Here is a 13,701-nt window from a genome sequence, read left to right on the forward strand (position 1 = left end):
CCATGTAGTCAGCTCTCCTCTGAGAGGAACGGCCATGGGTCGTCTGGGGACCGGGAACAGTGGGGATGCGGGTCCCGAACCCGCTGATGATCCCCGACGCCACAGCCTGGACCGCATCGAAAAGGTGGACGCGGTGGTTGTCGGATCGGGGTTCGGCGGCTCGGTGGCAGCCCTGCGGCTCGCCGAAGCCGGACAGTCCGTGGTGCTCATGGAACGCGGCAAACCGTACCCGCCCGGAAGTTTCGCCCGTACGCCGTCGGAGATGGGCAAGAACTTCTGGGACCCAGACCGTGGGCTGTACGGCCTCTTCGACGCCTGGACCTTCCGCGGGACAGAGGGGCTGGTATCCAGCGGACTCGGCGGCGGCTCCCTCATCTACGCCAACGTGCTCTTGCGCAAGGACGAGAAGTGGTTCGTCAACGAATCCCCCATCCCGGGCGGCGGCTACGAGAATTGGCCGTTTACCCGGGCCGACCTGGACCCCTACTACGACGCCGCCGAAGCCATGCTTCAACCCGTTCCCTACCCCTACCAGGACACCGCCAAGACCGTGGCCATGGAAAAGACGGCAGCGAACCTGGGACTTGCCATCACCCGGCCACCCATTGCGGTCACCTTCTCCGCTGAGCCAGGAGCGGCACCCCGGACCAACCAGGCGCTCCCGCTCCCCCACTACGGCAGCATCCACGGCCCTGATACGGTGCGGACCACCTGCACGCTCAGTGGCGAATGCGACATCGGCTGCAATGCCGGTGCCAAGAACACCCTCGACCACAACTACCTCTCGGCGGCTGCCTTCAAAGGCGCCGATATCCGTACCTTCCACGACGTCCGCGGCATCCGGCCCCTGGACCGGGACGGCGGCGGCTACGAACTCCGCTACGTCATCCACGAACCGGATCGTGGGGGCGGGCTGCTCACCGAACGCATCATCCATTGCCGCCGGCTCATCCTGGGAGCGGGCACCTTCGGCACCAACTTCCTCCTGCTTCGCAACCACGGCTCCCTGCCCGCGCTCAGCGACGCCCTGGGCACCCGCTTCAGCGGCAACGGTGACCTCCTGACGTTCATCATGGATGCCAAGACACCCGCAACCAACGGCTCGCGGCCAGGGGTCAGGGCACTCTCCGGGAGCAAGGGGCCGGTGATCACCACGGCGGTCAGGGTCCCGGATGGGAACGACGACGGTGGCGACGGCCGCGGCTACTACGTGGAGGACGCCGGGTACCCGGCTTTCATGAACTGGCTCATCGAGACGGCCCAGCTGAAGACCGCTGTAAAACGCACGGCGAAGGTGGCGGGTCAGTTGTTCAAGGACCGACTGTTCGACGCCGGCCGCTCCAACGTCTCGGCAGACCTCGCCGCCGCCCTGGGAGACGGGCGCCTGTCATCCAGTTCCGTCCCCTTGCTCGGCATGGGGCGCGACATACCCGACGGCGTCATGACACTGCGCGACGGACGCCTCGCCATCGCCTGGACCATGGCGACGTCCACCGCGTATTTCGACCGTGTCCGCCGAACGATGTCGGATATTGCCAAGGACCTCGACGGCAACTTCATCGACAACCCGCTCTGGTGGGCCAAACGCGTCATCACCGTCCACCCCATTGGCGGAGCCCCCGCCGGGCGGCACCCGGGCGAGGCAGTGTGCGACTCCTACGGTGAAGTTTTCGGCTACCCCGGGCTGTTCGTGGTGGATGGCGCCGCAATGCCCGGACCGGTAGGCGCCAACCCCTCGCTGACCATCGCCGCCTTCGCTGAGCGCACGTGCGCCCACATCGTCGAGACCAGTGACAAAGCCCGCCACAGGGGCATTACCCCCAGAGATGCGGTGACCGTTCAGCAGGAGGCGGCCGGCGCCGTCGTCGACGTCGGAAGTGTGGCTCCGCGCGCTTTGGCCCCCGACGCCACCAAGGGCAAGGCCGCGCTCCCGGAACGGCCTGCGAGCGCCGTCGCCCCGGGCACAGCGCAGCGTCCGGAGGGGCCCGGCACCCGTGGCCTGGCAATGCCCGGGAGCTCAAGGAAGGAAGCGACCTCCGTTCGGTTCACCGAGCAGATGCATGGGTGGTTCAGTCCAGGAGTCAGTGATCCGGAGAAGGGGCGCAGCCTGGGCAGGGACCGGTCCCGGCGGATCATGTTCGAGCTCACGATTACTGCCGAAGACATCGATCAGTTCGCTGCGGATCCTGAGCATCCGGCCAAGGCCGAAGGGTATGTGCTGGCTGATTATTTCGGCGGCCGGATGCCGGTGGAACGTGGATGGTTCAACCTGTTCGTCGCGGACACCTCCGACGACGGCGGGCCGGCCAGGCGCATGCTGTACAGGTTGTGGCTGCGCGACCCCGGCGGTACGCCGTTCACATTCACTGGTCACAAGCTCATCCACAATGAAGCGGGATTCGATCTCTGGCCGGACACGACCACTCTCTACGCAACCATTGCCCGGGGCCATGTCCCACCACCTGAAAGGGACGCGCCACCTGAGGTCCCTGCTGAACCCCCAAGGGTGCGGCAGGAGGGCACCGTGGGCGCCGGCATCCTCTACATCCGGCCTTTGGACTTCGCCCGGCAACTGACCACCTTCCGGGCCGAGGGCGCTGAGCCGGCCGCTGGACTGCTGACGTTCGGGAAGCTGTTCGGGGGCGAACTCTGGCAGGTTTACGGGCGAACACCCCGACGCATATCCTTTCCATTCACGCCGAAGCAATGAAGATCCGGGAGCTCGCGCAACACCACGCCGTCCTGGGTTTCACTCCGCGGACCGCGGTCCGCTGGCTCTCGCCCATGTCGCTGGCGCGTACCGCCCTGAAGGTCATGGCCGCCACCGTCTTCGCCGATTTTGGCGACAAACGAGAGTTGGAGGGCAGCTTCCCGGACGATCCGCTGAGCCTGGACAAGCTGCCCGACGCTGGCCAGCCTGCGCAACCGGTAGTCAGCGAGCGCGGCCTGCCGGATCCCGCTGGCCCGGATCCAGGCAGCCCGGATCAACCCGCCGAACTGTGGCTCGACTTCGCGGCGGACCTCGGCGACGGATTCGATGCCACGTACACGGTTGCCTCCCTGCTGGCCCAGGATGCCCTCAGCGTCGGGGGTCTGGTCCTCCCGAGGGGCCACGTCCTGGTCCTGGGCGGCGACGAGGTCTACCCCGTGGCGTCCCCGGCCGGATATAAGGACCGGATGGTCGGGCCGTACCGGATGGCGCTGCCACGAAACCAGGCGCCATCTCCCGGCATGCCACCGAACCGGGCGCCGATCATGCTGGCCCTCCCCGGAAACCACGATTGGTACGACGGCCTGACCTCCTTCATCCGGGTATTCACGCGGCAACGAAGCATCGGCGGATGGCGGACCATCCAGACCCGCAGCTACTTCGGCCTGCGGCTCACCGGACAACCACCACGGCCCGGCCATCACGGCGTTCCGGGCTGGTGGCTGCTGGGCCTGGACAGCCAACTGGGCCAGTACATCGACGAACCACAACTGGAATACTTCTACCGCAGCGTCACGTCCCAGCTGCAGCCTGGAGACGCGATCATCCTCTGCGTAGCCGCCCCCTTCTGGGTCAAAGGAACCACTGAATTCCAGCAAGTGAGCTTCTTTGAGCAGGACTATCTGCGCCGCCGCTTCAATCCGGCCACGCAGCTGTTCGAGGACACAGGGGCCAACGTCCGGCTCTGGCTCAGCGGGGACCTCCACCACTACTCCCGCTATGAACAAGACACTTCCGGCGCCGATGCAGGGAAGACACAGCTCATCACGTGCGGGCTGGGTGGGGCGTACCTGTCGGACGCCCACTGGCTGCCGGACGAACTCCTCCTGCCTGCACACGCCGTCCCGGGAGACCCGTTCAGTGTGCCCGCCGCCGGGAGCCACCCGGCAGCAGGACGCCGATTCACCAGAAGCTCCACCATCTATCCTGACCAGTCCGACTCACACCTCCTGGGACCACGCCTGGCCAACCCCTTGTCCCCTTCATGGCTACCGGTGCGCAACCCGGGCTTCGGATTGTCCATTGGCCTGCTCCATGTGGTTGCCGCTCTCACGGCATGGACGGTGTTCAGTGCTTTCCGCGGTGAATCGTTCGTGGACGGGCTCCATGGGCTCACGCGCGGAAACACCGTTCTCCTTCTTGCCGTGCTGGTCCTTGTCGTCCCCGTGCTGCTGGGCGTGACCACCCTGGCGGCCCGGACCTTCCGTATCGCCAGTTCCGGCGTTGTCGTCTTCGCCCGGGGAGCGCTCTTCCAACTCGCGGCGCTCGCGGTGAGTGCCGGCGTCGTCATCCTTGTTCCGTGGCCCGGCAATTGGCCGGACGTGGTGGTGGTGCTCCTGGCGCTGGCATTGGTCCACGTTGGCGGGTGGATGCTGGGCAGCGAAGCCTTCGCACTGTACATCCTGGCTACCCCAAGCGGGGAGGTGTCCACCTGGAAAATGTCAGGACAATCCATCGAGGACCACAAAGGCTTCCTCCGCCTCCACCTGGACGCGGACGGCTCATTGACCGTCTACCCCCTGGCCGTGGACACCATCTGCCGCGACTGGCAGCTGACCGGAAACGACGACGGCGCGCGGCTGCTTCCCGAGGCCGGCCTTCCTGCCGTCCGGCTGCTTGAACAGCCCATCACCATCGCACAGGAGGGACCCGCATCATGATCATCACCCGTGCCGGACACCGGACCGAGGTCATCCCGTTCCGTGCCCGGGACAACACTCCGCTCAGCCTGGTCCACGTGACTTCGCCGGCGGAAACCACCAAAGGGCCGGTGCTGCTGGTCCACGGATCCGGCGTCAGGGCAGAACTGTTCAGGCCACCGGTCAGGACCACCATTGTCGATGTACTCCTCGAGGACGGCTGGGACGTGTGGATGCTGAACTGGAGGGCCTCCATCGACCTCGACCCCCTGTCCTGGACGCTCGCCGACGCCGCCGTGTACGACCACCCTGCCGCCGTCGAACACGTCCTGAACGCGACCGGAGCCGAAACGATGAAGGCCGTCATCCACTGCCAAGGCTCGACGTCGTTCACCATGTCCGCCGTCGCCGGGCTGCTGCCCCAGGTGGACACGATCGTCTCCAACGCCGTCTCGCTCCACCCGGTAGTGCCACCTTTCTCCCGCCTCAAGATCGACTACCTCACGCCGGTGGTGAAAGTCTTCACCCCGTATCTCTCGCCCGCTTGGGGATACAAATCCCAGGGCTACTTCACCCGGGCCATCCGCGGCCTGGTCAAAGCGACCCACCACGAGTGCGACAACACCGTTTGCAAAATGGTCAGCTTTACCTACGGCAGCGGACGCCCGGCCCTCTGGTCCCACGAAAACCTCGACGACGCCACCCACCAGTGGCTCAGCGGCGAGTTCGCAGAGGTGCCCGTGACCTTCTTCGAAGAGATGGGCCGAAGCATCAAGGCCGGGCATATGGTGGCTGCCGGCAACCACGCCGAACTCCCCGACAACCTTGTGGCGGAAGCCCCGCAAACGGATGCCCGATTCGCCTTCATAGCCGGCCTGGACAACCGCTGCTTCCTTCCCGAAAGCCAGCAACGTACCTACAACTTCTTCCAGCACCACCGTCCCGGCAAAGATTCGCTCCATCTCATCCCCGGATATGGCCACCTTGATGTCTTCTTTGGCGACCATGCCTGGCGGGACACATTCCCCGTCATCCTCCAGGAGCTGAACGGAACCAAGGAGCCGAACACATGAAAACCCTCACCCAACTGGTCACTCCCCTGCTCAAGCTCATGCCCTCACCGGTTCCCCGCAGACAGGAACGCCTTCGCGGCCAGCATGCTTTCGCCGACGGAATCAAATATGTGATGCCGGTCAATTCCGATGACTCACCAGTGCTGATGGCAGCCTTTCCCATCAACAAACGCGCGGCCGCAGCGGTTCTTCCCGGGACTGAAATGCGCCCCTTCAGCCTGGGCGGCAAAGGGCTGCTGGTAGTCACAGTGGTCAACTACAAATCCACGGACATCGGCAAGTACATCGAATACTCCCTGGCCATTGCCATCACCCATGGCAGCCGGCCGGCGCCGCCCATCCTGCCGTTGCTGTTCCAGAGGACGTTCAAGCTGGGCCAGTTCGTGGTGGACCTGCCAGTCAGCACGGAAGTTTCGGTCAAGGGCGGCAAGGGAATCTGGGGCATGCCCAAGCACCAGGCCAACCTCGACTTCGTCGTCACAGACTCAACCGTCTCAGCGCTCTACGAGAAAGACGGGAAGCTGGGCTGTTACATCGAAATAGAGCGGCCCGCCGCTCCACCACTGGCGCTGCCCCTGAAACTCGCCGCATCCAACTACTGCGTCTTCCGGAACATGCTGTGGAAGTCCGATATCTACTTCGAAGCCATCGGAGACATCGCCCTGGGAGCACAAGCCAAGGCGCGCCTCATCCTCGGCGACGTTCCCGGCGTCGAACCCTTAAAGGAACTGCAAGTGGAGACCAAACCCGTCTTCACAGCCTGGCTGCCCGAGGCCCACGGCATCCTGGACGACCACTACGAAGCCTGGTTCCTCACCGCCCCCACCCCGTTGGAAGCAGCGGCCCTTCAAGGGGGCGACATGCTGGACAGCGTCACGGACCTCGGCCAAAGCCAGGAATGGCTCGCGCCCCCGGACCGCAGCAGGGTACCGGGCGCCGTTTCCAACCCTCATGCCGGCGGCACACCGTGAACTGGCTCCTCCTGATCAACGCCCTCTACTTTCTCTTCGGCGCCACCATGTATGTCGGCACCATGTGGGTTCTCAAGTTCTTCCTCTACCCCACCTGGCACTCGCTGGCACGGGACAACGTGGACATGCATTTCGGCATCCCCACCCGCGCCGCCACGAAGTTCTTTACCGTCGTGGTGCCTGTCATGTTCATCTCCGGAGGCATCCTGGTGTGGTCCGAATGGGGAACCATCCGCGTCGTCTTCGCCATCATCTGCCTGGCAGGAATCATTGCACTGACAGGTGTCGGGCAAGGCCTCATCATCCCCATCAACGTGAGGATCCGCGGCGGCGACTTCGCAGATGACACCGAACTCCGGTCCCTGCTCAAACGGTGGATGATGCTCAACGACATCCGTTTCTACGTCTCCACCTTGACCTGGGCCTCGATGGTGTGGCTGCTCGTTGACCGTGGCCGGCTGCTGGAGTCCTTCACATGAATGATCCCCTCCGTGCCGTCCTCGCGGTCATTGCCGCCATCACCGTCCTCACCGGCGCCGCGCAATTGCCCTTCGGCGGTCCGATCCTTCAATTGCTGGGCTCCGAGGACACTGCAACTACCCGCCAACTGTTCGGGACAGTGGGCATGTTCATGGTGGTGGTGGGCGGGCTGCTCCTCCACACACTCCTCAGCGGCGCCCCCTCACCCGACGTAGTCCTTTGGTCAGGACTGCAGAAGGCCGGAGCCTTCAGCGCGGTGGGCATCGGGGTGCTGAACGGGGTCTTTTCTCCCCTTGCACTCTGGGTCGCGTTCTTTGACCTCGCGACGGCGGGACTCCTGTTCGTCTACTGGCGCAGGATGCGCTTCGCTGCAGCCAGCCCTGGGCTGGCCGGAGGAAGAACACCGTGAAACGCTCCCTGGTCCTTGCCGGCGGAGGGATGCGGGTGGCGTGGCAGGCAGGCGTGGTCAAGGCGCTCGCCGAGGAGGGTTTGGAATTCCAGCACATCGATGGCACCTCCGGCGGCATCCTCACGGCCGGAATGATGCTCTCCGGAATTCCCGCCGAGGAAATGTGCCGCCGCTGGTCCGGCGTGGACGTCAAAGACTTCAGCTCCGCCCTGCCCTTTGCTGATTACGTCAAAGGGCCGTGGTCCCTCCCCGCGCTGGGAGACGCCGACGGCATCCTGGGCAAGATCTTCCCGGCCCTCGGCATCAACGCAAAAAGCATCCGTGACCGCGCGGCCGGACCGGACGCTGTCGAAGGCTCCTTCAACGTAGTGGAGTTCACTTCGAAACAATGCCACGCCATCGATGCCGCGCACATTGACGCCGAACTGATGGCGGCCGGAATGTCGTTGCCCATCTTCCTCAAGCCGCTGCGCCGGGACGGGAAAATCTGGACGGACGCCGTGTGGGTCAGGGATGCCAACATCGGCGAAGCCTTACGGCGGGGGGCCGAGGAAATCTGGTTGATTTGGTGCATCGGCAACTCGCCGTACTGGGGGGACGGGCCGCTGGAACAGTACGTTCACATGATCGAGATGAGTGCCATGGGTGCCCTCCTGGCCGACTTCGAAGCTGCCGCCGCCGCGGGGCGCAAGTTTGTGCTGCATGTAATTCGGCCCGAGCACCCGTTGCCGCTGGATCCGGAGTTTTACCTGGGCCGGATCGACGCCGACACACTGATTGGCATGGGGTACCGCGACGCCAGGGCATATATGGGGACGATGTCGCCGACCGGACTCGCCAAAGACCCCCTCTGCACGGCGATGACCGAGCCGTCGCCAGGTGTCCGTTTCATCGATGTCCTGCACGGCGAACTGGACGGTCAACCGCTGACATTCCGGGCCGCCGTTGTGACGCCCTCCGAGCCCGGAGAAGGACTGGCGCAGCTCAGCGGCCACCTTGACTACCCGCCGTGGGGGCGCGTCTTCCTTGCCGGCGGTCATGTGGAGACCGTGGGGAATGACATGGCCTATCGCTTCCGTTTGCGGCTGAACGGTGGGTGGCGGGATGCGGCTGTCATCCGGACCCTGCACGACGATCCCGGAGCAGATGCGTGGTCAGACAGCCGGAACGCCCGGCTCCACCTGGGCGAACAGGTGGTGGATCTCACTATGAGCCTGATCGATGCGGCCGGCCTCCTGGCTTCTGTTGAACCCGTGGGCGTACACGGCCTGGCCGGGCGGGCACAAGCAATAGCCCGCTTCACAGCCAACGGATTCCGGGAGCTGTTGCGCCGATACTAACCGCGTCCCGGCTTCAATGTGATGCACGTTATTACCGGCGGGTAAACGGCACGCTACGAATGCGCCAAAGATGGCAACAGCGGTGAAACACCCGCGAAAAACCGGCATCCTACGCTGATGAACAACAGCACAAAACAGGTCATCAGCGAAAGGGCCCACCATGTCCTCTACTTCCCTTCACATCGTCATCGCCGGCGCAGGCCCGGCAGCCCAGGCACTGGTGCGGCGATTGGCTGGCAGGACCGACACCCGTCAGCGGCCCTTCGCCGGCACCATCACAGTGCTCAGCAATCGCGACGACTGCCCGGACGCCCTCCTCGAACTTGCCGAACTGCCCCAGGTTTCCGTGCGATTCGGCCAGGCCGCCAGTTTCATCGACGCTGAGGCCAAGGTAGTCACCACGGTGGACGGCATGGAGTTCGCCTACGACCAACTGGTCATCGCCACGGGTTCGGCCCCCCTCCTTCCCCCGGTAGACGGTGCCGAGGCGGTCCTGAGCTACTCCACCATCGACGATGCCGCCTCCATTGGCGAAGCCGTCAAGGACGTCACCCGTTCTGTCGGCCGCCGTCCGCTGGGAATACTCGTCGGCAACGGTCCAGCAGCGGGCCAGGCCGAAGCGGTTCTCCGGGCACGCGGCGTACGTCCCGTCCGAACCACTCTCCGCCCCACAGCTGTGGTTGCCTCCATTGCTGATTCGGCCATCCCCGGGCAAGCCCTGTCCCCCACGGGAATCGTCTTTGAGGACGGCACCAGCATGAAGGGCGACCTCGTGGTCCTGGCCGAGGAACGCACCGCACGCAATGGCCTCGCCGAAAGTGCCGGCCTCCGGATCGCGTCCGACGGCGGGATCGCCGTGGGGCGCGACCTCGCCACGTCCGTCCCTGGCATCTGGGCGATCGGTGATGCCGCTTCCTGCGACGGCCTTCGCTTGGGCCTGCTCCTGTCCGCAGAATCTTCCGCGATGCTCTGCGCTTCCGGCATGCTGCTGGGAGCCGTGAGCAGCGAACCCCAGCCAGCCATGGCTGCGTGATTCGCCGACTACGTAGCTCCCGCCGGGTGTCGGGCATCAGGGAACAGCAGGTGACGATTTCCTACACAAGCAGTCTTCAGGCGCGACGCGTGCGACTCACGGCCTTGACACCTCGGAAACTTCACTCACGGCCGCCAGCGATAACTAATCCCGGCCATCCTTGGTCGACCTGATTCTGTCCGAGCCCCCTGGCAGCGGTGGGGCTTTGGATTCGTAGTTGTGCCCGCTGGGTGTTCGGAGTTTGAGGGTGTGGCGGGTCCTCGTGCCGGGATCTGCCGGGGTGGGGTTACCGGGCCTGGTGTTTGCGGCCTCGGTTGTTATGGGCTGGGTGGTTCCGGCCTCCGTGGTTGCTGCGGTCCAGCCAGGATGTTCTTTGGTGTGGTTGCATGCTTCGCAGAGCCCGGCGCCGTTGTCCACAGTGGTAGGTCCGCCGTGCTGCCAGGGCACCACATGATCGATGTGCCTGATGGGCGCGTCGCAGTAAGGGGTTCGGCAGGTGTAGTCACGGGTTTCGATGAAACGCCGGAGCCGCGGCGGGAACAGCCTGGATTTGGAGTCCGTGGTGAGCAGTTCCCCGGAGGTCGGGGCGGTGTAGAGCCGCCGAAGCCAGAGTCCGTACTCGGAATCCCGAACCGGCGCTACGGTTTGGGAAAGCGTTCCTGCCCGACTCATGCCACCGGTTCTGCGTCCTGAAATCCCGGCCTGTCCAGCGTCAGCGGTTGTGTTCCCCGCCGCCTTCGGGTTTGCAAGTTCGCGCGCCCATTGTGCCGGGACGACGCCATAGCCCTGCAACCGGGCGGGTTCACTGTCGCCTTGGAAAAGGGCCCGATCGGTCATGACGAGCTGGACTTCAACCCCGCTGATCCCGCCGGCCTTGCCTGTGAGACGTTCAACCAAGGTATCTGCCATGACCTGGCCCCGGCCCCGTTCCGCAGCCCATGAGCCAGCACCCCCGCGGGCCCGGACCGAATCCGCGGCACGAGACAACGCCGCGTAAGCTGCAACCCCCTGGGCCGCCGGCAGCAGGGCAGTCAAAACCGTCATTGTCTCCGGCGCCGGTCGCAAAGTCACCGTTCGGTCCGCGGCTGCACGGGCCGCACGCTGGGCAACCGAGCGCGGATCACGCTGATAGGCAGCAGCCCTGGCGGCCGCGATCACGCCCTTATCCCCCACGCCCTCAAAAGTCCCGGTATCCGCGGCCAATTCCGCATCTACCCCAGCCCGGTCCTCCACTGACAAGCACGCTGTTTCCTTCACCAACAACGTCGCCCGCCACTCATTCAACATCCCCGAGTCCAAAGCCGCCATCGTGCGCGGCATCTCGAACACCAGCGCCTTCGCCAGCCCCAGAAGCCGCGCTCCCCGGTTCGGGGATTCCCGCCGCGCCAACGCGATCTCGGCTCCCACATCATCGCCGCGTTCGGACACCGGCACCCCGGCCGCGGCCCGCTCAGCAGACCGGGCTGCCTCAAACGCCGCCGCAACTCTGGCCTGCAATCCGCAAATCGCCGACTTCATTTCCTCCAACACCCGCAACTGCCCAATCAAGTCACCACTTAGGGACCCAGGGCCCTCAACACCCGAGCCGGGAACAGCCGGCCCGGGATCACTCTCAACCACCGACGCCCCAGCAGAACCAACCGGCCCCGCCGCCGACTGTCCTTCCACCGGCTCCCGCCCCTCCCGAATCCACTCCATACCGCAACCCTTCCAGCCACCACCAACAGCCAAAAGACACCGAGCCCCCTATGTGGAAAACCCCGCTCCAGCACCCGCGGAAATCCCCGCGCCCCACCCACCAGCGACCCCCACGGGGCCGCGGGGAGCCCCGCCGGATGTGGCAAGATGGTCCTTTGACGGGCAGTGACAACCCTGCGGCCACCGGGCCGGCCACGCCCTGCACGGAAGGATCCCATGAGCAACGAAGCCGTCGCCCCTGCAAACATCGCCTCCTACATCGACCACACGCTGTTGAAGCCCGAGGCCAGCGAGGCAGACATCCTCAAGGTGTGCGCGGAGGCCGTGGAGTACCGGTTCAAATCTGTCTGCGTGAACCCCGTGTGGGTCAAGACCGTCACCAAAGCGCTCAAGGGCTCAGGAGTCCTGACCTGTTCGGTGATCGGGTTCCCGCTGGGTGCCACGCCCACCGACGTCAAGGTGTTTGAGGCCCGAGGTGCGGTGCTGGATGGTGCCAACGAAATCGACATGGTAATCAACATGGCTTCGGCCCGCGCCAATGACAGGGGCGCGTTGGTGGACGACATCCGAGCTGTGGCCGAAACGGTCCACGCAGGCGAAGCCATCCTTAAGGTGATCATTGAAACATCCATGCTCAATGACGAGCAGAAGGTCATCGCCTGCGAGGCAGCAGCGGAGGCAGGCGCGGACTTCGTCAAAACGTCCACGGGATTCAACGGCGGTGGTGCCACGGTTGAAGACGTTGCCCTGATGCGCAAGACCGTTGGGCCCGGCCTCGGCGTCAAGGCCTCCGGTGGCGTGCGCTCCCTGGCCGACGCACAGGCTATGATTGCTGCTGGTGCAACGCGTATCGGAGCGAGTTCCGGAATTGCCATCGTCAAAGGTGAACAGGGTTCATCTGCCTACTAAGGCTTCCGCTACCGCCAGAGATTTTTGAGCCCTGCGGGGCCGAGGAGGAATGAATGTCCAAGAACACCACAAGTGCCCCCATTGAAAAAGAGAACAATCTCGGCACGAGCATTGTCTTGTTCCTGGTCATGATCGTGCTCTTCCTGGGCGCCATCTACTCGCTCTCCTTCCTGAGCCTGGACAACCCGTGGCCGATGGCCGTGTGCCTTGGCCTCTTCGCCCTGGCTTTCTGGATCCCCCAGACCATTCTCGGCCGGTCGGACTCCGCCGGCGAAAGCTAAACCTCAAACAGCAACGCGGTGTGACTTACGGCCCATCCCGAAGGGGACCATGGGCCGTAAGTCACACCGCGTTTGGCTTTTAAAGCGCGAGCGCGGCAAGGAACGCGGGCCAGTGCAGCTTCGCCAGTGTCCAGGCAGCGGCCCCCATCCCCACCATGGCGTAGCCGCTCACAGGAATCAGCACCAACCATTCCCGCCGTGACCCCGCCCTGCCCAACAGCGGCAGGGAGAAAGCCCCGTTCGCCCGCCAGATTCCACTGACAACGGATTTCCGCAAAAATTTCGGTGGTTTGATGACGATCGGCCACAAGAGCGGCACCCCGCCAACGGTGATCATGTCCCCCACAATGTGGACCACCACGCCCGTCAGCATGGACAACGGGAGCCAACCCCATTGGGCCGGGGCGAACCAGGTCACCAGGCCGGCCATGAGCAGGGCGAACAGCCAGTTGGTGATCCACCCGGATTTGGGGAACAGGTTCAGCGCCTTGGCGGCCAGGTTGATCATGAACATGCACAAGAGTCCGGCACCCACCGACAGTTTTCCCACCGGCGTCACCATCTGGAATTGCGCCGCCATGGCGGCCAGCACCACGAAGGCCGAGGCGCCGAGCAGTGAGTGCGTCCCTTGCCGGTGCCCACCGCTGGCTTTCTCGATGCCCACGGCAATCACATTGGACAGTGGCGGCAGCGAGTTGGCGATGGTGCTGTGCCGGTGGTCCCAGTCGCATACCAAGGCCGTTCCCGCCGTCGCCACGGCGCCAATCAGGATTCCAGTGGCGTCCAGCGGGTACCAGCCGAGCGCGTAGGGGCCGGTTGAGGCAATAGCTATCCACGCCGCGGCTCCCGACGCGGCGTGGTGTCCTCCCATCATTCGC

The 13,701-nt window shown here is 64.8% G+C and carries 12 protein-coding genes; 10 read left to right on the top strand and 2 right to left on the bottom strand.

What is annotated here, in order from left to right; translation table 11 throughout:
• Positions 1–34 precede the first annotated feature (34 nt).
• From PV760_RS03285 to PV760_RS03320, 8 genes are all read left to right on the top strand, one after another.
• Entirely contained in the window at positions 35–2,710 is a 2,676-nt protein-coding gene (locus PV760_RS03285) for a GMC oxidoreductase (protein ID WP_354627132.1), read from the top strand.
• Entirely contained in the window at positions 2,707–4,650 is a 1,944-nt protein-coding gene (locus PV760_RS03290; protein ID WP_354627133.1) for a hypothetical protein, read from the top strand. The genes PV760_RS03285 and PV760_RS03290 overlap by 4 nt, the downstream gene beginning before the upstream one ends.
• Positions 4,647–5,702, top strand: coding sequence for an alpha/beta fold hydrolase (locus PV760_RS03295; RefSeq protein ID WP_052247136.1), 1,056 nt, complete (start codon positions 4,647–4,649; stop codon positions 5,700–5,702). Before PV760_RS03290 ends, PV760_RS03295 begins: the two co-directional genes overlap by 4 nt.
• Complete coding sequence (locus tag PV760_RS03300) at positions 5,699–6,673, top strand: acetoacetate decarboxylase family protein (RefSeq protein WP_354627134.1); 975 nt, start codon at positions 5,699–5,701, stop codon at positions 6,671–6,673. The genes PV760_RS03295 and PV760_RS03300 overlap by 4 nt, the downstream gene beginning before the upstream one ends.
• A complete protein-coding gene (locus tag PV760_RS03305; protein WP_354627135.1) occupies positions 6,670–7,152 on the top strand; it encodes a hypothetical protein in 483 nt (160 codons plus the stop codon). The genes PV760_RS03300 and PV760_RS03305 overlap by 4 nt, the downstream gene beginning before the upstream one ends.
• Positions 7,149–7,562, top strand: coding sequence for a hypothetical protein (locus PV760_RS03310; RefSeq protein WP_354627136.1), 414 nt, complete (start codon positions 7,149–7,151; stop codon positions 7,560–7,562). The genes PV760_RS03305 and PV760_RS03310 overlap by 4 nt, the downstream gene beginning before the upstream one ends.
• Positions 7,559–8,902: a patatin-like phospholipase family protein gene (locus PV760_RS03315; protein ID WP_354627137.1), complete on the top strand. Its 1,344-nt coding sequence runs from the start codon at positions 7,559–7,561 to the stop codon at positions 8,900–8,902. The genes PV760_RS03310 and PV760_RS03315 overlap by 4 nt, the downstream gene beginning before the upstream one ends.
• Before the next feature lie 160 nt (positions 8,903–9,062).
• Positions 9,063–9,935: an FAD-dependent oxidoreductase gene (locus PV760_RS03320; protein ID WP_354627138.1), complete on the top strand. Its 873-nt coding sequence runs from the start codon at positions 9,063–9,065 to the stop codon at positions 9,933–9,935.
• A 144-nt stretch (positions 9,936–10,079) separates the two neighbouring features.
• Here the strand turns inward: PV760_RS03320 and PV760_RS03325 are convergent, their stop codons facing one another.
• Positions 10,080–11,633, bottom strand: coding sequence for an HNH endonuclease (locus PV760_RS03325; RefSeq protein ID WP_354627139.1), 1,554 nt, complete (start codon positions 11,631–11,633; stop codon positions 10,080–10,082).
• 216 nt (positions 11,634–11,849) lie between these two features.
• On the opposite strand from PV760_RS03325, the gene deoC reads away from it, so the two are divergent.
• Positions 11,850–12,542, top strand: coding sequence for a deoxyribose-phosphate aldolase (deoC, locus tag PV760_RS03330; protein WP_354627140.1), 693 nt, complete (start codon positions 11,850–11,852; stop codon positions 12,540–12,542).
• Between the two features lie 53 nt (positions 12,543–12,595).
• On the top strand, positions 12,596–12,823 hold the full coding sequence (locus tag PV760_RS03335) for a hypothetical protein (protein WP_018777356.1): 228 nt from the start codon (positions 12,596–12,598) through the stop codon (positions 12,821–12,823).
• 79 nt (positions 12,824–12,902) lie between these two features.
• Here the strand turns inward: PV760_RS03335 and PV760_RS03340 are convergent, their stop codons facing one another.
• Positions 12,903–13,697: a metal-dependent hydrolase gene (locus tag PV760_RS03340; protein WP_354627142.1), complete on the bottom strand. Its 795-nt coding sequence runs from the start codon at positions 13,695–13,697 to the stop codon at positions 12,903–12,905.
• Positions 13,698–13,701 lie beyond the last annotated feature (4 nt).

The sequence above is a fragment of the Paenarthrobacter sp. CC6 genome (assembly GCF_040560085.1).
Taxonomy (GTDB): domain Bacteria; phylum Actinomycetota; class Actinomycetes; order Actinomycetales; family Micrococcaceae; genus Arthrobacter; species Arthrobacter nicotinovorans.